Here is a 21291-nt window from a genome sequence, read left to right on the forward strand (position 1 = left end):
GGGACAAGCAATATATACTGCGGGAGGTAAAGAGAGTATGGTATATATAGTTTCGTGCCGGCAGGTATTTAAAATGAAAAAGGTCATGTGCCCAAATGGCAGGCGCATGACCTTTTTTATGTAATGGGTTCCGGGTCTTTGCTCGTTCATAAAGACCCGGATGAGCACCGGTTATTGGCGTTCCGGCACCCGTAACTTTTATTAAAACCTTTTCAGGCTCAGAAAAATCTGCCGGCTATTTTATCTCCCCTATCTTTCGCAAAAGATAATCATTTGAACGTGCAAGATATAATAATTCCTGGACATTTTTACAACCATATTTGGTAAGAAGATTGGTCCGGTAAACTTCAATGGTTCTGGGGCTCAGGTTCATCTCATTAGCTGCTTCTTCTATAGTCCGTCCCAGATATAACTTATAAAACACTTCCCGCTCCCTGTTCGTGAGGATAACTCTTTCAAGCATGAGAGTCTCCTTATATTCTTCATCATAGTTTGCGATAAAGGAGCGGAGTGATTCGCGGTTCATATTCTTTACATAAAATTCAATACCGCCAAGAATAGCATACAGGGCTTTTTCAAGTTCTTCTTTGTCTGAAGATTTATGCAGAAAGCCTGAAGCGCCGGCTTTATAACAGCGGTAAATATATTCTTCCTCATCGTGTATGGTCAGAACCAGGATATGCCCGCTGTAGCCGGTATCGCGGAGCTGCTGAATAAGTTCGGTGCCAAGGGTGTCAGGAAGACTGATATCCACAAAGAGAAAATCGGGTTTAAATTCCGAAACAAGTTTCAGGGTTTCAGCTCCGTTTGATGCTTCCCGGTATTCACTAAACAGATTCAGATCCTGAATCAGACTCCACATACCTTTGCGCACCATCAGGTGGTCATCAACAATAAGAAGTTTTCTTTTGTTTACAGTACTGCTCATTTGATTTGTTCAAGTAGTTCAATAATAACATCGGTTCCATCTCCGTGAGAAGAAATAACCTCAAGCCGTCCGTTAAAAAAGGTAACCTGCTCCTTCAGGTTAAAAAGTCCAAATCCGCGCAGGGATGATGAATTTTTGTAGGATGTGTAATCAAACCCAATGCCGTCATCGGAAACCAGAAGAATAACGCGGTTGCTTTTTCTGCTGATCTGAACGGAAAAACTTTTTGCTTTTGCATGTTTAACAATATTATTCAGCAGCTCCTGAGTCATCCGGTAAAGAGTTGATTCAAGTTTCCAGTCAAGGCGTGTTTCAAGACCGAGTGACTGGTACTCCCCTTCCATGCCCGAAGCAAGGGAAACTCTTTTTACCAGAGAGCGGAGTGTGGCATCAAGACCAAACTCATTAAGCATTTTCGGCCGCAGGTTCAGCGCGATATCCTTAAGGCTGACAATGGTGAGATCAAGCTCCTTGGTCAGTTCATCAAAAACCGGAGTAAGCCGGGGGGAATCTTTAGCGGCGGAAATCTGCGCGGCAAGCATTTTGGCTGAGGTAAGGGACTGGCTGAGGCCGTCATGCAGTTCCCGCGAAATACGTTCCCGCTCATGTTCCTGCAAAAAACTCATATGCTCGGTGAGTTCCTTTACTTTCAGCTCGTTTGTTTTAAGCGCGTGAATATTGTTAAAATAAATCTGAAGCAGATTAAGCCTCGCAAGCCCGCGGAAATACACCAGGTAATACTCGCCGTAAATATTCAGCTCCATTGCCTCATTGCGGTTTTCTTGTATATACTGGCTCACGTCAATACGCGGAATTTCAGGGAGCAGGTCAAAGAGCAGCCCCCCCTGTTCAGCGGGCAGCCGGAGCACCTCCTGGGCGCGCTGATTGCTTAAAAGTATATATCCCGCCGGATCAAGCTGCACCACGGGATTGGGATCCAGGTCGCTGAAGAGTGAGCGGAGTTCGTCTTTTTCACGCTCAAGCTGTTTTTTTTCTTCCGCGTGTTTTTGTTCAAGCGGAATAAGCCCCCGCTTGATGGTAACGTAAAACGTACCGTAAATGACAGCTACCAGCAGAATAGAATACGTGACCGGGCTGAAAATAAGATCAACTAAAGTCAGCGTGAATTCTGCATCATCATACATCAGATCTTAAATCCGAGCTTTGGCCTGTCGTACCGGAAAATGGTGAACCAGAGGGCAATGGCCGTTCCTGCCATAACCTGCAATTGAGAAACGTCGCTCAGCACGCCCGATGAAAAACGCAGACTCAGGTACATAAAAATGAAATTAATTTCATTCAGCAACATAAACACATAAAACAAATTTATCTCCATCGAGTTTTGCATATCGGCAAAAGCATCCCTGAGCAGGATGATAAAAATGACCGCGTGCTGAAAAACAATAAGAGAAAAACCGGCCCGTAAATCAGGAAGAAGCAGAAGTGAAACAAGCGAGGTGACAAGGAGTACTACTCCGGGGGATTTAAGACTGCTGTTCCGGCTGGTTATCAGGATAAAAATGGCCGCAAACCCAAGGGATGCGGTAAGCAGATAATCATAACGGTTAAGCACAAAATACCCGACCAGCTGAACCAGTTCAATTACCGCGTAGGTAATGAACAGATAATTATAACGCCCGTTCAACTGACGCAGTGAAACAACAACCCACACAAATACGTTAACGCTAAAAAGAAAAACCGAAAGAGGCATAACGGACTCCCTTCTGAATAAAGTGCAGGCGGACAAAAAAATTAAACTCAGGGAGTCTCAAACCCAGACACAGACGAATACTACCCCGCTACTCTGTCTGTGTAAATTTTTGTGCCCGCCAGGATGTAAGTAATATGAACGCCACCCCCTGAATAAACAGGTTCCGGGCGGAGTTCTTTTCGGCATAACGGCAGAACTACTATTCCGTTTCCGCTTCCTGAGTTGAAGGACTGATCTGACAGTTCCGGTCTTAACCAGGATACGCAGCCAGAGAGTTACCTGCTCCCTTACGGGTAAACTAAAGCTGTGATTCAGAGAAAACCAGCGAAAACGGTATCCGCATACCGGTCATCCGGAAAATTCCGGTTAACGATTGTAAAATTACGGGATTAGAACAGTGTGCGAAATCCGTGTAAACACGTAAAATTCGGACAAAACTACGTGTTTTCCGCAGAAATGGGGGGTGAACTACGTGTTTTCCGCAGTTTAGAGAGGCGGACTGCGTGTTTTTTGAAGCGGACACGTACAAAAAACCCCGGCAGAAAAGCTTTTCCGCCGGGGTTAAAGGGTATTCTGACTAATAAATGGAATCAGAGAGTGGTTTCAATGCCGGCGGTAATCATTCGCGGAATGCCGGCTTTGATGCCCTGAGGTCTTCTGCCCGCAATGTATCTCAGGTCGCCTGCGTTTTTAACGGAGACATAGATGCTGCCGAGTGAAGCGACAGAGTAACGAGCGGTGAAATCAAGAAGCGTATAAGCGGGAATGAGACCCGTTTCACCGGTGGGATCGGGAGCGGATGAATTCAGCTCATCTGCGTACTGTTCACCGGTATAGACAATACCCGCGTTAAGGAGGAGGCCGTTTCTGAACTGGAAGCCGATATTAAGATTTCCGATAACCTCCGGGGAATAGGGAAGGCGGTTGCCGTTAACGTTATATACGGTTCCGCCGCTGGTAACAAAACGGTCAGAGCTGTAAAGCGCGCTGCTGTAAAGCGCATTAAGGGTAGTAGTAATGCTGAATAAATTACCAAGCAGATAAGGGGAACGGTGGGAGAGACTGAACTCCACACCCGAGTGCTCGGTTTTTCCGCCGTTTACAAATCCGGTGCCTGCTCCGCCCGATGACTGTGAAACCGGGATAACCTGATTAGAGAAATCAAGCAGATAATAGGTAAGTTCAATATCAAGAGAAGCTGACTGCCAGCGCATACCAGCTTCAGAATTGATGCTTTCCTCGGCATCAAGTTTAAGAGAGGTGCCGGAGTTAGAAATTGCGTCTTTTACGCGGGGCGGGGCATAACCTTTATGCACACCGGCAAAGAAAGACACCGCGTCATTCAGGCGGTAATTTGCACCGATGCCGGGAATAATGGTGACCAGATTATCCTCACCTTTAAGCGAGGTATCTTTTGAACTGATGCGGTATATATCTCGGATGAAGGAAAATGTTTCAAGCCTTGCACCGGGGGTAACGGTAAGATTCTGTGAAACATGAAAACGGTTCTGAAGAAAAACGCTGAAGGCACGGCCGGTACGGATTTCATCCTCAGCGAGATCGCCCGAAACCGCGTTAAATTTCTTTCCGTTAATGCGCTGTTCATAGGCTTTTTCCCAGAGGAAGCGGACTCCCGCATCAAGATCATTGCTGATGCCGGCAAACTGATAAACTGTGCTGAAACGGCTTTCAGCGCCGAGGACTTCAAACTGCCGGTCGCGGTTGCCGGTGCTGTTGCGCATATATACTGCTCCGCCGCTCACGGTTGTATCGCCAAAGACAGCGACCGGATTGGAGATTTTATTCCGGCTGAAATCCTGCCTCAGCCAGTTGCGTGACGTGGTATATGCGTAAACATTGGTTCTGATAAATGAAGAACCGCTGAGAATATAGTTATGGCTGATGCTTCCGGCATAACGGCGGACTTTCAGTTTATCATTCGGGGCCATGATGGTATAATACTCACCTGCGTCATACATGGACTGGGTAAGCCCGAGATAGGTGGAGTTTGATACTTCATCGTAAAAGCTCAGTTTTACGCCGAGCTGTGATTTATCATCCAGGCGGAATTTCAGCTTTGCGGTAATATCATCCACGTTAATGCTGGTGGTTCCGATGCGGTCTGCCTGTTTGTGCAGAATACCCAGCTGCATGCCGGCGCCTTCAAACTGGGTTCCGTATGAGCCGTATATACTGAAAAGACCGGAGCCGCCGCCGCGGAGATTAATATATGATGAAGGTTCCACCGGTGGATCTGCGGTTTTATAGTTAAGAACGCCGCCGATGGTCTGGGGTCCCCAGAGAATAGATCCGCTGCCTTTGAGCAGTTCTAGACCGGTCATCCGTTCGATTGCGGGAGTGTAATAGAGTTCGGGTTCACCATAAGGAGCAAGGGCAACTGGTATGCCGTCTTCGAGGACCAGGAGTGTGCGTGAGCGGTCGGGGTCCAGCCCTCTCACACCCATATTCAGACGGAGACCGGTACCCTCTTCATCTACCACATTAACACCAGCCATGGTGCGGATGATTTCGTTACCGGAAAGGGGCTGGAAGGCAAGCATGGTTTCGTTAGAGACCAGGGCTGCCGAGCCGGGAATTTTACTGGTTAAGCGTTCTTTTACACCGATTACGTCAAGCTGGGGGAAGTCGAAATGAAGCGAAACAGAATCCTGAGCCTGCTTGCCGGAAGTGTTCTTATTATCATTTTCCTTAGCCGCCGCGGTAGAAAAGGCAGCCAGAAGAAGCAAAAGGAAGATTTTCATGTAAGTAAGTGTCCGTATTATTAAGATGAGTGCTATTTAAGAAAACTATAACTTATTAAGACTAAATCTAAATAAGAATAACATAAAAAGCAAGAAATAATTGAGAATGGAGAGTGGAAAATTGAGAACTGAGAATTGAAAAGGAGTGAGCGGGGGTCAATAGCGGTTTTTCTGCATGACGGGTCACGTTTTTCGGCGGAGACAAATGAACATCTGTAAACCGGAAACGGTGAGGACTGCTTTAATGGGAATTCTTCAATGTGTTTCGGGTTTCGAAGGTTCCGCAGCAGATGAATGCCCCGCTCCGGGTACCAGTCACAGCTTCATTGCGGGGATATCCAGCCGCGGTTTTAGCTCAATTGAGAATGTTTTCCTGATAAGAATCCGCAGAATGGAAGGGCGGCTGATCCCTGAAAACTATCAGCTATGCCGGTTAAGGCAGAATACTGCCGGAGCATAAATAAAGAAATTTCTTAAGAGAGTATGGGATTTACGTGATCACAGCAGCCGTCATTATATATTGAACATTACACATCACCTCTGCAGCAGAGTATAAATCTCCTCTTCTACTACCTCCCCCTGCAGATCGATTATGAAAGGGAGAAAACGGCCCTTGAGCCGGAGCGATATATACGGGGCAACAATATGGAATTTTCCGTTATAATATTCACCGCTATCCTCGCGCCAGCCCTTGATATCCTGATAGCTGAAGGAATGCACACGGCGGCCAATGAGCGATTCTGTGGCGAGGGTGAAAAGACCAGTGGTTTTGTCCTGCCGAAGGCTGGTTACATAGCAGTCCTGATAAACAAGAATTCCCGCGGCAATGGCGGCTGACATCATCATAAAAAGCGTTCCCCAGAAATACTGATGCGCCGGGGATGACTGCTCCTGCACGTTGTAAACATAGGGATCGCCTATGACCAGTGTGCCGGCCCAGAAAAGCACGGGGGCAAGCAGCAGTAATCCATAGACCACAAACCGGACCTTTATGACCTGCCTGCCGGCAGAAAAGATGGTTTTTGACTCAGAATCCATAAAAATCCCCTGAAAACCAACCTTTAAGCCCGAAAATTAACCGCTTGTACAAATGAGCGTGCCTTTGTTTGTTTATGTTCTTAAAATAGGGCAGAAAATTAAGAAAGATAAGGAGAATAACATGACTGCATTACAAAACCGGCTTTCATTACTGCTGATGGCAGGACTGCTTTTTGCTTTTTCCGGTCTGGCGATGGCTGATGACCTTCGTCTTATCACAGAAAAAAGTTTTGCCGTAAGTAAAGGGGAAAAACTGAAAGCAGAATCGTATTCAGGAGATATAAAAGTATCTGCCTGGGAGAAAGATGAAGTAGCTGTTAAAATCTATGGTGATGAAAGAGCCGAAAAAATCATGGAATTCTACATCGAAAAATCAAATGGCGGGGTGATGGTTAAGATTAAGAAGGAAGGAAAATCCAATAACTGGTTTGGAAAAACCGGAACCATACGGGTTGAGATACGCGTACCCGCTTCTTTTGATGTTACGGCCACCACCGCGGGGGGAGATATCAGCATCAACGGAGTATCAGGCGAACTGCGTCTTAATACTGCCGGCGGCGATATCAAGACTACCGGAGGCACCGGCGAACTGAAGGCCAATACTGCCGGAGGAGATATCATCGTGAAGGAGTTTAACGGCGATGTAAAAATGAGCACCGCGGGAGGTGATATACGCAGCGAAAAAGTACGGGGAGATGTTGATGCTTCAACCGCGGGGGGAGATATTAATCTCCAGTGCGCTGACGGCAAAGTAAACGCAAGCACTTCAGGCGGAGATATCCGGATTGACTTTTCAGGCAATTACTACGGAATAAAAGCCAGTACTACCGGAGGCGATGTAGCTGTGCGGGTACCCAAAAGCATCAGGGCTGATATATATGCTTCAACATTCTCAGGCGATATTGACTGTGAATTTGATATCAGCAACACCAATAAATACGGAAACGCTAAAGCTGAAGGCTCCGTTAACGGCGGAGGCGAGAAACTGAAATGCACCACTACCGGCGGTGATATCAAAATTGCGGTGAAGTAAGTTTTTGCAAACCGCAGTGAAGATGAATTTGTAGAGACGATCCTCTGTAGAGACGATGCACGCCGATTGCATCGTCTCTGCAGATATTAATACATTATTTTAACAAATCGGAATTCTTGTCTATATAGCCGTCACGCACCAGTGATTCATATGACCGGTAGGTAACAACGGTCACTTCCTCACCTTCAGAAAATCCCTTTGCTTCAATTTTTACACCGCCGATCTCCTTGCTGATTTTCACTTCCGCAAGAAGCCGGTCTGTTTCAATAAGTTTATATTCATCCCTGCTCCGTTTTTCTTTCAGATTCGAAAGGCCATACTGCAGTCCCTTCTTTGCGTTGGCATAGGCCTTATCCAGCTGCTCCGTACCGGAAGCAGAAAGGGTAAATGAAATGAGAATAACGAGAAAAAGGGATAAGATTATATGTTTCATGGTTCCGCCCGCCTGAAGTTAAATGAAAGTTAATCTTTTTTCCGGAATACACCGATCAGTGTGGATTTATAGTAGAGATATAATTTCTCTTCCCTGATCTCCCAGAAAAAAGCTGATTTAAGCATATGGACAAGCTTTTGCTCCGTTTCAAAAGACCCTTCGCAGAAATCAACCGGCTGGCTGAAATTATTAAAGAAAATCTTATTGCCGGTTATGCGGTAGTCCCCTGTGATATCATTGCAGCCGCCGGTAGCATAGAATTTATCGTTAGTGCGGTCCATGCGCAGACTCGGGGGAGCAGCAGCTTTGGAATAATCCACCGTATATACGGTATCGGCAAGCCATTCGTAGCGGGTGAGCGCATCAAGAGAATCAACCGGCTCGCGGTCACATGCCTGCAGCAGCATTACTACGGAAAGCAGTGTAAAAAGATATCTGAGTGAAATCATCCGGGAAACTTTATCCTTACTTTTTTACGTCTTTGTTATAAAAATCAATTACTCTGCCGGTTAGTACGCTAAGATCAAAATGTGTAACTGCCCGGGCGCGCGAAGCTGTGCTCATACGGCTCCGCAGTTCTTTGTCATCAACAAGCCGGCTGATTTTAGCGGCAAGATCATCACCATCCTTCACCTGGAAAAGGAGAGAGGTTTCTCCATCAACTGCTATATCAAGAATACCGTCGCTGTTAGAACAGACCGAGGGTACGCCCATTGAAAGCGCCTCAGCAAGAGCGATGCCGAATGCTTCGTTATGTGAAGGAAAGACGAATATATCCAGCGCTGCCAGTACGGTGCGCACATCTTTCCGGAAGCCGGTGAATATCATATTCTGAAGCTCAGCATCACGGGCAAGTTTTTTAATTCCTTCAGCGTAATCATCCTCTCCTTTGCTTGCTTCTCCTACAATGAGATATTTTATGCCGCGGTGTTTTTTATTCAGAATGCCGGCAGCGTGTATCATCTCTTCATGTCCCTTGCCCTTGCTGAACCGTGCTAACATGCCGATGAGAATTTCATCATCGGCGATGCTGAACTCTTTACGCAGCAGAGAGCGGTCGGCTTTTGCCGGATCAAAATGAGCAGTATCAATTGCATTATGAAGCAGATCAATCCGTTCCGGATTAACCGGAGTGGTATCAGCCAGATTTTTTTCAATCACCCTGCTGATAGCAAAAGCACGGGTTACCCGGCTGTAAATCCAGCGGTGAAGCGCATCCTTTTTTACAATAAAGGAGCCAACCTGTTTGGTAAGATACAGAGGGGAAGAAATTCCGGCAATGCGTAAAGCAGGTACCAGTACCCAAAGGTCTTTTGAGGCCTGGGTATGCAGAAGATCATAGCGGTTCTTTTTAAGAAGCCGGGTGAGTTTAAAGATTTCAGCGGGATGAAAATAACCGGATGCTTTAACGGGATAGACGGAAAGTTTCTGTTGCCCGGCTTCATGAAAAAGTTTGGAATCAGGATACGCCAGCAGATCAACCTGATGACCGCGTGCTATAAGCTGATGCATACAGGTAAGGGTGTACATTTCCATCCCTCCCCAGCTTCGCGACAGGCATGAATAGAGGATTCTCATCGGTTACGGGCTGTTTTTTTCCAGCAGTTCCGCTTCATCATACAACAGATGATCATACGTCTCACGGCTGCGGATGAGGCGGAAGGAGTTTCCCTCAACAATCACTTCGGGGACTCTCCTGCGGGCGTTATAGTTTGAGGACATAACCATGCCATAGGCACCGGCAGACATTACCGCAAGCAGATCATCGTGTTCGGGTGACTGCAATGCCCGGCGGCGGGTGAAGAAGTCACCGCTCTCACAGACCGGACCGACCACATCAGTAACCACTTCGGGAATATCCTCACGAAGGATAAGGGGCTGCACATGGTGATAGGCATCGTATATACTGGGGCGCAGCAGGTCATTCATCGCGCCGTCGGTAACAATAAAGTGTTTGTCGTCAGCTTCTTTGATATATAATACCTTTACCACAAGAATACCGCCGTTGCCGGTGAGGTAGCGGCCGGGTTCAAAGAAGATATCACAATCAAGCTCCTTAAGTGCCGGGCTGATAACGGATGCCAGTTCATCGGGGGTGAACGGAGTTTCATCTTCATAGCGGATGCCGATGCCGCCGCCAATGTCAAAATGCTCCAGATGAAGACCGCTTCTCTTTACTTCAAAATAAACTTCAGCGAGTTTTTCAACCGCTTCCTTAAAGGGTGCGGTGGTGGTAATCTGCGAGCCTATGTGCATATCAATGCCGGTAAAACGGACGTGCGGGAACTCAGCGGGATTTTTATATATATTTAAAGCCAGCGGTTTGCTGATGCCGAATTTGTTTTCGCTTAAGCCGGTGGATATATAGGGATGCGTCTGCGGATTAACATCGGGGTTGACGCGGACTGCCACGGGTGCGGTTATGCCCATCTCACCGGCGATGCGGTTAATGAGAGCGATTTCATCCTTTGACTCCGCCTTAATCATGATGACCCCCTGCTCAAGTCCGGCACGGATTTCAGCGGCGGTTTTGCCGACTCCGGTCAGAATCATCTCGCTTCCCTTAACTCCTGCTTTCATGGCACGGAGCATCTCTCCTTCGGAGTTGACATCCATTCCCGCGCCCAGTTTGTGAAATTCTCTGATTACCGACAGGTTGGCATTGGACTTCACCGCATAGAAAATCCGGTGCCTGACATCCTTGAATGCGCGGGCGAAAGAGGTGTACTGATCGCGGAAGTGAGCCGCGCTGTAAATATAAACCGGGGTGCCATACCGATTCGCGATATCCTCAACACAAACATCACCGCAGAAAAGTTTCTGACCGCGGTAATGAAAATCACCGAAAGACTCCTGAGACATGAGCTGCTTAGTTACTGAAAGAAAGGGTGCAATTTACGAAAAAATAACAGGTTCTTTTCCTCAAATGTATTGCGGGGAAATAACCGGAGCGGAATCACTATTCTTGAGGCTGATCAGATAATTCCTGCCAATACCCAAAGAGGCGGAGAGCTTTACTAGTTTATCATACTCCTGACGACTTCCGTTGAGTTTTACTTCTATGGCTGCTTCTTTATTAAGAATGAAATCTATTTCAGCGCTGTTTCTTTTATTGTAATAACTGAGCTCGCCATAACGGGCAAGTTGATTTGCAACTGCGTTTTCAAACAACTGGCCGTCATTCACTCTTCCGATGGTATTAAGAATACCGTTATCCGCGAAATACACCTTTTTGCCTCCGGCAACTGCGCGATCCACACTACTGCTGAATTTAGGAACCAGCCGGATAAAAAATATTCCCTGCAGAAACTCAAGGTAGTTATACACCTTTTGACGGGTAATACCAAGCGCAGAAGAGAGTTTAGTAATTTCTATAATGTTGCCTGTTCTTGGCACCAGTAAAAGAATCAGATCACGAAGTTCGCGCACATCGGTGATATCAGCAAGCAGGCGGAGATCTTTCTGAAAAAAGGATGTAAAAATATTATTAAGAACTTCCTTTTTCGTTTTTACATCCGGAGTCAGAACCACTTCAGGCAGACCGCCGAACTCCAGATATTCATTGTAATCCCCCTCGAACCGTTTATAATCAATCATGTTGTTGGGAGCGGGGTCAAATGTGTTCTCTTCCCGCTGTATATATCCGGCTTTATCTTTGAAATACAGAATTTCCTGAAAATCCATAGGCGGGAGGACAAACAGAAATTTCCTGCCGCTCAGGGATTCTGGAAAAAGATTTCGCAGGTAATAGTTGGATGAGCCGGTTACGATAAACTTCACGCCGTATTTGTCCAGCAGATATTTAATGACACGGGTGATCTGAGGCAGATTCTGAATTTCATCAATGAACACAAACAACCGCTCTCTTTCAGGAACTGCCGTCCGCCTGAGAAGCTCCTGATAAATGCCGTCATAGTCAATATTCTCAAAGATTTTCATTTCGAGCGGATTTTCCAGATCGAACCAAAGTTTGGGACCGGAAACAGTCTCAAAAAGCTGTTTCATGAGGGTGGTCTTGCCTACCTGCCGCATACCGGTAATCACCAGTGCGTTTTTGTGGTCAAGATACCGGGCAATTTCGTTAAAAAGATAGCGTTTTTTCATATTTGTATAATTTTCATTACAAATATACGCATATTTGTCCAAATTTCATTACAAATCTGTAATATAATCCAGATGATTGAACACGATTGAGGGATGGACAGGATTAACAGGATGATGATTAAGAGGAGGGGGAATTCGGGAGCACAGATGGTGGGTAATGTCATACGAACGCGATTAAGGCAGGACAGGAGTGAGAGGATGATTGTTAATAAGGGGCAGGTCTTCCAAAACGCCAGCGGCGTGAGATATTACTAACAGCAGTCTACACAGAACCCACCAAAGCGCCGTAGGTGCGGCATAGATTCGGAACAAGATTTTAGGATGGACAGGATGAACAGGATAATGAATAGAAACGAAAAGGCTTTCCGGAACGAAGGTGTTTGAAGAAGTCAAAAGCACAAAAAAACTAACCATACCAGCACCACAGGACTTTTCACCGCGGGTCAGAGACGACGCAATCGCATGGGTTTTGTGTTTATGAAAAATCGTGGTAGCGATTGCATCGTCTTTACGGATGGGGAAAATTTTTCCAAAACGCCAGCGGCGTGAGATATTAATAACAGAAGAATACTTGCGGCTATCCAAGCACCGTAGGTGCGGCATGGAAAGAGAACACGATTTTGGAATGAGCAGGAATAACAGGAAGCCAATTTCCTCTAAATCATGAACCATTGAACCGTTATCTCACAGGAAATCCCTAAATTTACATCAAACAAAATCCTTTACGATATGCAGGGATCATCAAAACCTTTTAAGAAAATCCTCTTCAGTTTTACCGGATATAACGATGCCGGAACCCTCATCAACCAGCAGGAAGGTGCGGTTTATACTGCGTTAAAAAATGAATCCTTTGACTCAGTTTATCTGCTCTTTAACCCAGGCGGCAGCAAAAAACCTGCATTCGAGGAAATCACCGAACGGCTCGCTAAAATCATAAAGAAAGAAAAGCTCGCAAAATCAGTAACATTAATCCCATTCCCCCTGAAAGATGTTACAGACCATAACGAAGTTTACACCCGTCTGAAGGAATTTACTGATTCAATAGAAAAGCCGGATGGCTGCTATTTTTATGCAGCAATCTCCTCAGGCACTCCGGCTATGCAGACGGCCTGGATTCTGCTTGCTGAGTCGGGGGAGTTCTCAGAACAGCACCCTCTTAATTTATTCAAGGTGAAAGATCCGAAATTCGGAGAGAGCAAAAATATCCCAGTAAAACTTGAAGCTGCCCTCCCCCGCATTACTGCGCTGAAAAAAGAGGTACACTCATTTCTTCCCCCGGTTAATATATACATAGATGCCGGAGAGCTGAAAATCGGCAGTCAGATCATTCCCCTGGCTCCGGTGGAGTTCTGCTATTACCGCTATTTTTGCGAAATAAAAAAGCAGGGGCGCGAAAAGATAAAATTCTCAGGACTGACCACTCCGGAGGAATTTCTAAAAACAGTTTATGCTTATCATGAGGAAAGTTTCCCCGTGCTTGACCTCGGGCGGGAGGAACTGCGGAAGATGATAAAGTCAGGTACGGGCTTGAGTGCCGCAACCTTCAGGGGAAACATAAGCAAGCTGAATAAAAAGATTGAACTCACTCTGCAGAACGAACAGCAGGCAAAATACTGCAAAATTACTGCAACCGGACAGCGCGGAGCAAAGTTTTACGGCATTCCGGCTCCCCCAGAAAAAATCACGATTCACCCCTGAGAATTGCCGCAACGTTGCCGGAATAATTAAAGAATAACTATTGCGTAAGTTTGGATAAAGAAAAAAGGAAAAAAATCAGAAAATGGCTACAGTAGAAGATGTAATTAAAGTGTTAGAGGAATATGGGGTGCCGATGAGTTTTGAACAGATCGAACAATCAATTTTACTGAATCCCGAGGATAAACTTTCGAGGATATTATGTGATGAAGAAATTGTAAAATTACGGGTGGAAATATTCACAGAGAATAAAACGGGCAAACATATCAATAATTTTTATGAATTGTATTGGACAAAAAATGATTTTGAGTTATATTTTTTAACAATGCTCAAAACATTTAATTTATCCAGAGCATCTAAATATCGTATTGAAAACATTAAATTATTCTTTATGCCAAACCTATCAACGCTAATTGGCGCGAGTAGTTTGACAAAATATAAATGGGAAAAAACTAACACTGAAGTATATTATTGTGCTAAATCAGCAAGTGGCGTTTTATCTTGGGAGAAACTCAATTACAATCAACTTTTGAAAATTTTAAAGGACTCTAGCAGGTTTACAATTTATATTCCATCAAAATTAAGCTCAGTAGAAGATTACATTATTTATGAGACACAAAACGATGAATATAAAGATTCTATTGAAAGATTCAGACTTCAGACAATTAGGATCCTTCGTGGTAATCCAGAAACAACGTTTAAAGAACTTGTCTTTAAATTAAACAGTAAAGAAATACACTCTATTTTCCCTAAGCCGTATTCTAAAAAGACCATACTCGAAATTATTAAGGCAAACGAAAAGTACTTTAATGTTGAAGGGGATCAAATTAGTTTGAAAGTTAATGTTGATTTTGTTCTGAATGAGCTTAAGTCTGATCCTGTTAAAATCAACCTCAACCAAGAACTTCCTGAAGGTTATAGTGGAATAATCGCCTTAAAATTTATCGGCACAGATTTTCCCCTGCAAACCGCCGTTGAATATGTAAAAATACGTAAAATAGTGTCAATTGTAAAAACGACAGTGCCAAACACATTCTTTGCAAGAAAAAGAAACATAATGGAGATTTTAAGAAATTCAGAAATGTTTCGGTTTTTAAGTAGCTTCCTTGGTGACTCGGATAAGGCAACTGAATGGATGACGAAAAACTTAGAAGTTACTTTTTATTCTGATACCGAAGAATACATAGAAAGAATTTTTCCTGAAATACTTGAAAAACTTTCTCCTGTCTTCAACTTAGAAAACAATCCGGGTAATCTTTTCGCCACGACTCTGAGAGAGTTTGTTAAGGAAACAGACAATGCAGCAAACAAATGAATTAGAATACTTGCGCAGCGAAAATGAACGATTAAAAAATGAAATTCGGTCAAAAGAGCAAAACCTTAATAACCTGCTAAAAGAAAAAGAATTTGAAGTTAAGAAAGCTGTATCGGTAAGTCAAAATAGTATCCTGCAAGACAAGCAGATAGCCGTAAACACCGAAACCTGGACCGAAGCCATGGATGAACTTGCCCATGCAATAAATACCAGCATCATGGTTGCGACAAGCGCAATTAAGGAACTTCCGGAAAGCCCTGAAAGAAGCAAGGCTTTTACCCATATAAGGCAAATTAAAAATTATACCGAACTTGTATTGTGGGATCTTCACATACGAAAAGGAGAGTTTTTAAATTCAAACGCAGAACCGGTTGAAATTGACCTTGTGCCGATTTTCACTGAAAATATCACTGCGATTAAGGATGAGCCATCTGTTCTCAGACCAAGAAATAAAAACCGTGCTGCACAATACAGTGAAATGAAGGTGGCTACCGATTTTCCACAGAAGTGTCTTGTGATGATTCCGTCTGAATTAAAAAATGTTTTTGATTTACTTTTCTTAGAACTGCTCAAGAATTCCTTTATCAACACAAATGCGGAAAACCCGCATGTGAGAGTGCATGTTAAAGAATTACCCAGAAGTTTTGAGGTTCTTTTTGAGAACAATAAAATCATGGATGAGAAATACCGAAACTGGTTTATGGGGAAAAGTGCAGACAGCTCATTCGACATTGCGAAATCGATAAAAGTAGGACTGCGGCTTGTGATGCGGTGGACTGAAATACTTAAAGTATCCCGCGATGTTACTATAGTTACGGAAGAAGAACTTACCAGAATTACCCTAACCATCCCTAAGGTTATTCAACTATGAAACCAATTTCTGTCTTTATTGCTGATGATTATGAAGATCCCCGTGAAATTCTGAAGAAAAGTCTTATTGATTTTGGAAAACAAGAAAATCTGGAGTTTAGTATTACCGAAGCAGACACATATTCTTCAGCTATCCAGGTGCTTGAAGAAAAAGCCAGGCAAAAGGAATATTTTGATATTCAGTTTATAGATATTGATTTTACCGGTGATGAAAACCGGGGCAAGGCAGACTCCGGTTTTTCCATTATTGAAAAAGCATTCCAAATTTGCCAACTCTCAATAATATTAACTTTCAGTGCGCAGTTTAAGTCCATTAAGCTGCATCCTGTGTTTGTTGACCTGGTTAAGCGTGGTTTGGTAGCGGATGCATTTGATAAAAATGCGTCAATCGACAATCCGGAGCAATGGTTTGAGATTCACTTCAGGCGGATTATTAAAGATTTTAAGGAAAACCTTTTTCTTTGGGACATTTGGGAAAACAACAAAACTATTCAAAACTATCTTAAAGATCATCCGGTTGCCAAAGACCAGATCGCAAACCTGCAAATATTCTCTGAGATAGAAAATTATCTTGATACAACACTGATGCTTCTTATGAACCGGGGAAAGATAGGCGCGGAGCATATCCTAAACCGGTCGCTTTTGCAGATGTATCACCGTGCGCTTGAGATTTTTTGCGAGGGAGATAAGTCAGAAAAAGAAATCAGAGAGATTGCAGATAAGAATGTTCGTGCGGTTGCAGCCATTATCAACAAAAATGATTTAAAATTTACCAGGGACGATAGATTGTCTGCTCTTCATAAGATTGTGGCTCATTCAGCATCTCCCATTTCAAAATTTGGCTACAAGGTAAATAATTATCGAAATAATGCCATGCATCAGAGCAAGAAGTTTGATGTTGATACGGCGAACATTTTATTTGGTTCTCTAGCTCTGCACTTATACATGGTTCCCGGAGTAAAACCAAAGATTGAGCGAATCCGGGAATTTTACAACAATAATAGCAAATTATCCGGCGCGAAGGATTTGAAAGAGTTGATGGGTTATGTGAGTTTTCAAATTAATTGATGTGTGAAAGCATGCGGGAGATTTTCCTTGACGTGCTATCATTATGTCACCCCTACGGGGTTTTGGGGATGGTTAGGTTTGTGTTGTTATTAATATGTCACCCCTGCGGGGTTGGAAACGGGATGGTGGGGAATATATACGATAATTGTATTGTGTGGGTTTCAGACGACGCAATCGCAAAGGTTTTGTATTTATGAAAAATCGTGTTGGCGATTGCATCGTCTTTACGGATGGGGATATATCATCACAATTAATATGTATACCTGTGGGGTTGGGGTTCGGTGTAGAGACGATGCAAACACTTTTCGGATTTTTATTGTAAAGGGATTGTTGTGTTTGCGTCGTCTCAGGGAAGAATATGCTGGTGTGCGCGGTCCTGGATGATGGATGTAATTTATAAGGGCCTGAGACGACGCAATCGCACGGGTTTTGTGTTTGCTAAAAATAGTGGTGGCGATTGCATCGTCTCTACAGGTTTAATATATTGATATATATTTAGCTGTACATTGTAAATTGTTCATTGTACATTGATTATTTCCCCTGTCCTGATTTGATCAGATAAACAATCAGTATCACCAGGTTTCCGAGCATAGCGAAGATCATGGTGTACATATCCAGTCCCTCGCTCTGCCCGAAGGCTACCTGTATGGTGCTGTGCTGAATGAGGGAAAACAGGAGGTTTATAAAAATGGTGAGCCAGTATAACAGCATCCTTGCCAGGCGGTACTGGTACTCCGCGTTTTCAGGCGTGATGGTTATCAGATAGTTAAAGGTGTGGGGATACCGCGTGAGCAGAGTCAGCATTGCCGTAAGCAGAAATGCTATCAGGGGCATTATCCAGATGGACCACTTGCCGCCAAAATCATCCGGTGTGCCCGAAGGCCCAAAGTGGGTGGGGATGCTCTCCGGCAGTGATCCGAAACTCACCCCGGTATAAACCAGCATGCCGGTCAGCATCAGCCATCCGGCTATTGCCGTAAACTTCTCTTTCTCGTTTATCGGAAGATCAAGCTTCGGCTGATTACTTTTGGAAAAGATATTTTTTAGCATAATACCCGAAATCTGCACAAAAAAGGGTTATTTTTCAATAAAAATCGGATGACCGGCCCGAAATTCCTCTGGCATAAAAGATGAATATATTTTCCTTTTATCCATTAATCAGAAACTATGTTTACCAGATTCTTTTATCCCCGCACTCTCTGTGTGGCAGGCGCCTCCTCAAAGGAAAAATCCATCGGCTATGAACTCCTCCGCTCCATTAAGGAATATAACTACACCGGCACCCTCTATCCGGTTAACCCGAAGGCGGATGAGATCCTCGGCTATAAGTGCTTCCCCTCAATTGAAGCTATACCTGAGGCGGTTGACCTTGCCATCATCGTGGTGCCGAAGGCCTTCGTGAGGGAAACAATTGCCTCGCTGGCGGCCAAAGGAGTGAAGAGCATTATTCTGATTACCGCAGGATTTAAGGAAACCGGTGAAGCGGGACAGCAGGCAGAAAAAGAATTAGTGGAGTATATCCGTTCTCAGGGAATGAGAATGGTTGGTCCGAACTGTATGGGTATCATCAACACCTCAGCGGAGATAAAACTGAACGCAACGTTTGTCGCAGAAAAACCGCGTGAAGCCAGGGCGGGATTTCTTTCGCAGTCCGGCGCGCTCGGAGCCGCGGTGCTGAACGGTCTGAGGGAGAGCGGTATTTCCTTCGGGCACTTCATCAGCGTGGGGAATAAAGCCGATGTGAATGAAAATGATTTGCTTGAATACTGGCTTGAAGAAAAGAGCATTTCTGCCGTAGCCATGTATCTGGAGAGTTTTGTGGACGGCGCGCGGTTTCTTGATATATACCGGAAAACAAAAAGCCGCAAGCCGGTCGTGGTGGTTAAGGCGGGAAGAACCGGAAGCGGAATGAAAGCTGCTTCCTCTCACACCGGAGCGCTCGGCAGCAGTGAGCGGGTGGTGGACGCACTGCTGAAACAGTTTGGTTTCCTGCGGGCTGATACCGTGCAGGAGATGTTTAATACGGTGAGTATATATGAGCGGTTCCCCCTGCCGGCGGGTAACCGGGTTGCGGTACTTACCAATGCCGGAGGTCCGGCCATCCTTTGCGTTGATGAACTGGAAAAGCAGGGACTCACACTCGCCCGTCTGACCGAGCCCACAAAAGAAAAACTGCGGGGGTTTGTCCACCCTGAAGGAAGCGTAAATAATCCCGTCGATCTTCTTCCGGGGGGCACGGCAGAACAGTATACCCGCGCAGCAGATCTGCTGGCGCAGGATGAAGAAGTTGACGCGGTGGTCTCAATTTTTGTGGAGCCGGTCATGGTACCCGCGCTGCCGGTGGTGAGTTCGGTATATACGGTTAACTCCCCAAAGCCGGTGGTACAGGTTGTGATGCCTCTGCCTGAGTTCCATCAGAATTATAAAAATGCGTATCCGGAGGGCAAGCCCTATTTCAGAACCGCAGAAGAGCCGGCCAGAGTGCTTGCGAATCTGCTCAGCTATAACAGGTTCAGCGAGGCTGAACGGCTTGAGGGGAAAGTGAAAAAGATAGCAGAGCCGGAAAGATGGCTGTCTCCGGAGAAGACAGCATCTCTTGCAAAGGAGTACGGACTGCCGGTGATTTCATCAGCGTGGATAGCGCCGGGGGCTTCAATTCCCGAGTATATATCATATCCTCTGGTGATAAAAGGAATTGCACCGGGAGAGACGCATAAATCGGAAAAAAATCTGGTACGGCTTAATATCCGTACAGAGGAAGAAGCTGTTTCCGTGATGAAGGAAATGAAAGCCACGGCGCCCGGCATTGTATCATTTGAAATTCAGCCGTATCTGCAGACACGGTTTGAGCTGCTGATTGGCGGCTTCCGGGACCCTTCATTCGGGCCGGTGATCATGTTCGGCAGCGGCGGCAAGTATGTTGAGGTTTATAACGATACAGCTTTGCGTCATGCCTGCCTGAGCGGCGAAGATATCACCGCAATGATGGAGGAGACTAAAATATGCAGGCTTCTTAAGGGAGTTCGGGGAGAAAAGCCGGCGGATTTGCAGGCGGTTGCCGCAGTCATCAAAAACGCAGCCCAAATGCTGCTTGACTATCCGCAGATTCAGGAGTTCGATCTCAATCCGCTTATCGTCACCCCGGAGGGAAAAAACGTAGTTGTTGATATGAGAATAAGGATTGCGGGGGAATAAGCCAGAGAGACAGGGGAAAAACGCTTTGCCCGTCAGGTCAGATCATCCGGGTAAGAAGCAGCAGCCTTGTTCTAAGGTAATGCTGCCGGGGTGTGGTCTGTCCGGTAAAAGTGCTATCGCTGCTTTTTACTTACGAACTCAAAAACTTCGCTGTATTCAGCCAGTTTTTGGGTGGTGGAGGTAAGCCGCTCGGCCATGTGGTAGAGGATTTTTTTAGTGAGAACGGGATTTTCTCTGATGAGCTGATCAAGATCAGCGGTAACTTCGAGGATTGTGGAATCCTCAAGTGCCATGACAGTCGCGGTTCTGGGCATAGAAAGGATGCCGCTCAGCTCACCGATTGTTGAACCCTCGGCTGAAATTTCAGCCAGTTTTTTGCCGTTTTTAAACACTCCGACCCTTCCGGAAACCAGTATATAAAACTCATCTCCGACCTCACCCTCCTTAACAATTACTCTTCCTTCAGCGAATTCCTTCATAAAACCTTCATACTATGCAACACAAAAATACAATGAATCCGAATACGCAAAACAGCAGAGGGGAGGAGAGATAAAATAACCGCGGTTCATCTTCTGGAAAAAACGGGGACTGCCTCGGTGTGCTGTTCGCTCCGGGCAAAGCGGGCGGTGGTGTTTTCCAGCCGTTCGGCAAGATTAAACACAAGAGTTGCTGCCAGTTCGGGGTTCTTTTTCACGATTACATTTGCATCCCCCTCAACTCTGGTAACGGAAACTTCACTCAGCGCAATAACGGTAGCCGTGCGGGGTTTGCGCAGAATACCGCTCAGTTCCCCGATGATGGAGCCCGGCTTCGTGATTTCTGTGACGTATTTTCCGTTTTTAAAAATGGCGAGCGTTCCTGAATTGAGTATATATAAGTCTTTCTCAAGCGCGCCTTCGCGGATGAGAATATCTCCGGTCTTAAAGCTGAGATTCATACGGCAGTGCAGTAATGTTAAAAGTATACCTGTTGATGAAGTGTGTTTTGCGTACGGTGCGGAGTAAAAAAGAGGCGCAGCATCCATACACTACAATGCAATATACAGATGAAACCCAAAGGCGTGACAAAAATATGATGAGCAGAAAAAATAATTACAGGGCTGTAAATCGCTTAACCGGAAGAGTAATCGTTCACCGAAG

At 45.1% G+C, this 21291-nt stretch carries 20 protein-coding genes; 6 read left to right on the forward strand and 14 right to left on the reverse strand.

Translation table 11 applies throughout. From position 1 onward, the window contains the following. Window positions 1–235 precede the first annotated feature (235 nt). From HRU80_02560 to HRU80_02580, 5 genes are all read right to left on the reverse strand, one after another. Window positions 236–928, reverse strand: a complete 693-nt coding sequence (locus tag HRU80_02560; protein QOJ27807.1) for a response regulator transcription factor — start codon at window positions 926–928, stop codon at window positions 236–238. Continuing rightward, window positions 925–2073, reverse strand: coding sequence for a hypothetical protein (locus tag HRU80_02565; protein ID QOJ27808.1), 1149 nt, complete (start codon window positions 2071–2073; stop codon window positions 925–927). The genes HRU80_02560 and HRU80_02565 overlap by 4 nt, the downstream gene beginning before the upstream one ends. Next, window positions 2073–2639 carry a hypothetical protein gene (locus HRU80_02570; protein QOJ27809.1) on the reverse strand — a complete coding sequence of 189 codons (567 nt, stop codon included), beginning with the start codon at window positions 2637–2639 and terminating at the stop codon, window positions 2073–2075. The genes HRU80_02565 and HRU80_02570 overlap by 1 nt, the downstream gene beginning before the upstream one ends. Window positions 2640–3229: 590 nt before the next feature. Further along, the gene (locus tag HRU80_02575) at window positions 3230–5401 is read right to left on the reverse strand and encodes a TonB-dependent receptor (protein QOJ27810.1); all 2172 of its coding nucleotides are present in this window, start codon (window positions 5399–5401) and stop codon (window positions 3230–3232) included. A 534-nt stretch (window positions 5402–5935) separates the two neighbouring features. Then, window positions 5936–6439 carry a hypothetical protein gene (locus tag HRU80_02580; GenBank protein QOJ27811.1) on the reverse strand — a complete coding sequence of 168 codons (504 nt, stop codon included), beginning with the start codon at window positions 6437–6439 and terminating at the stop codon, window positions 5936–5938. Window positions 6440–6560: 121 nt separating this feature from the next. On the opposite strand from HRU80_02580, the gene HRU80_02585 reads away from it, so the two are divergent. After that, on the forward strand, window positions 6561–7472 hold the full coding sequence (locus tag HRU80_02585; GenBank protein QOJ27812.1) for a DUF4097 family beta strand repeat protein: 912 nt from the start codon (window positions 6561–6563) through the stop codon (window positions 7470–7472). 94 nt (window positions 7473–7566) lie between these two features. On the opposite strand, the gene HRU80_02590 is transcribed toward HRU80_02585, so the two are convergent. The 6 genes from HRU80_02590 to HRU80_02615 form a co-directional block, all read right to left on the reverse strand. After that, window positions 7567–7905, reverse strand: a complete 339-nt coding sequence (locus HRU80_02590) for a hypothetical protein (GenBank protein QOJ27813.1) — start codon at window positions 7903–7905, stop codon at window positions 7567–7569. A 29-nt stretch (window positions 7906–7934) separates the two neighbouring features. After that, window positions 7935–8354 carry an META domain-containing protein gene (locus HRU80_02595; protein QOJ27814.1) on the reverse strand — a complete coding sequence of 140 codons (420 nt, stop codon included), beginning with the start codon at window positions 8352–8354 and terminating at the stop codon, window positions 7935–7937. Between the two features lie 16 nt (window positions 8355–8370). Next, complete coding sequence (locus HRU80_02600; protein ID QOJ27815.1) at window positions 8371–9483, reverse strand: glycosyltransferase family 4 protein; 1113 nt, start codon at window positions 9481–9483, stop codon at window positions 8371–8373. 3 nt (window positions 9484–9486) lie between these two features. Beyond that, on the reverse strand, window positions 9487–10767 hold the full coding sequence (gene lysA / locus HRU80_02605) for a diaminopimelate decarboxylase (protein ID QOJ27816.1): 1281 nt from the start codon (window positions 10765–10767) through the stop codon (window positions 9487–9489). Window positions 10768–10827: 60 nt separating this feature from the next. Next, window positions 10828–12009, reverse strand: a complete 1182-nt coding sequence (locus tag HRU80_02610) for an ATP-binding protein (GenBank protein ID QOJ27817.1) — start codon at window positions 12007–12009, stop codon at window positions 10828–10830. 174 nt (window positions 12010–12183) lie between these two features. Beyond that, entirely contained in the window at window positions 12184–12681 is a 498-nt protein-coding gene (locus HRU80_02615; GenBank protein QOJ27818.1) for a hypothetical protein, read from the reverse strand. A 57-nt stretch (window positions 12682–12738) separates the two neighbouring features. Between HRU80_02615 and HRU80_02620 the strand changes: the two genes are divergently transcribed. From HRU80_02620 to HRU80_02635, 4 genes are all read left to right on the forward strand, one after another. After that, window positions 12739–13707, forward strand: a complete 969-nt coding sequence (locus tag HRU80_02620) for a hypothetical protein (protein QOJ27819.1) — start codon at window positions 12739–12741, stop codon at window positions 13705–13707. A gap of 82 nt (window positions 13708–13789) precedes the next feature. Then, a complete protein-coding gene (locus HRU80_02625) occupies window positions 13790–15019 on the forward strand; it encodes a hypothetical protein (GenBank protein ID QOJ27820.1) in 1230 nt (409 codons plus the stop codon). Continuing rightward, window positions 15003–15890: a hypothetical protein gene (locus HRU80_02630; GenBank protein ID QOJ27821.1), complete on the forward strand. Its 888-nt coding sequence runs from the start codon at window positions 15003–15005 to the stop codon at window positions 15888–15890. Before HRU80_02625 ends, HRU80_02630 begins: the two co-directional genes overlap by 17 nt. A gap of 137 nt (window positions 15891–16027) precedes the next feature. Continuing rightward, window positions 16028–16957, forward strand: coding sequence for a hypothetical protein (locus HRU80_02635; protein ID QOJ27822.1), 930 nt, complete (start codon window positions 16028–16030; stop codon window positions 16955–16957). A gap of 531 nt (window positions 16958–17488) precedes the next feature. Here HRU80_02635 and HRU80_02640 read toward each other — a convergent pair. Further along, window positions 17489–18007: a DUF1648 domain-containing protein gene (locus tag HRU80_02640; protein QOJ27823.1), complete on the reverse strand. Its 519-nt coding sequence runs from the start codon at window positions 18005–18007 to the stop codon at window positions 17489–17491. Window positions 18008–18124: 117 nt separating this feature from the next. On the opposite strand from HRU80_02640, the gene HRU80_02645 reads away from it, so the two are divergent. Beyond that, window positions 18125–20152, forward strand: coding sequence for an acetate--CoA ligase family protein (locus HRU80_02645; protein QOJ27824.1), 2028 nt, complete (start codon window positions 18125–18127; stop codon window positions 20150–20152). Between the two features lie 113 nt (window positions 20153–20265). Here HRU80_02645 and HRU80_02650 read toward each other — a convergent pair whose 3' ends face one another. Together HRU80_02650 and HRU80_02655 are read right to left on the reverse strand one after the other, a co-directional pair. Beyond that, window positions 20266–20631 (reverse strand): cyclic nucleotide-binding domain-containing protein, encoded by a 366-nt coding sequence (locus tag HRU80_02650; protein ID QOJ27825.1) that lies wholly within the window; start codon window positions 20629–20631, stop codon window positions 20266–20268. Between the two features lie 86 nt (window positions 20632–20717). Continuing rightward, the gene (locus HRU80_02655; protein QOJ27826.1) at window positions 20718–21089 is read right to left on the reverse strand and encodes a cyclic nucleotide-binding domain-containing protein; all 372 of its coding nucleotides are present in this window, start codon (window positions 21087–21089) and stop codon (window positions 20718–20720) included. Window positions 21090–21291 lie beyond the last annotated feature (202 nt).

This window comes from Ignavibacteriales bacterium, assembly GCA_015709675.1.
Taxonomy (GTDB): Bacteria; Bacteroidota; Ignavibacteria; order Ignavibacteriales; family Ignavibacteriaceae; genus H2-BAC3.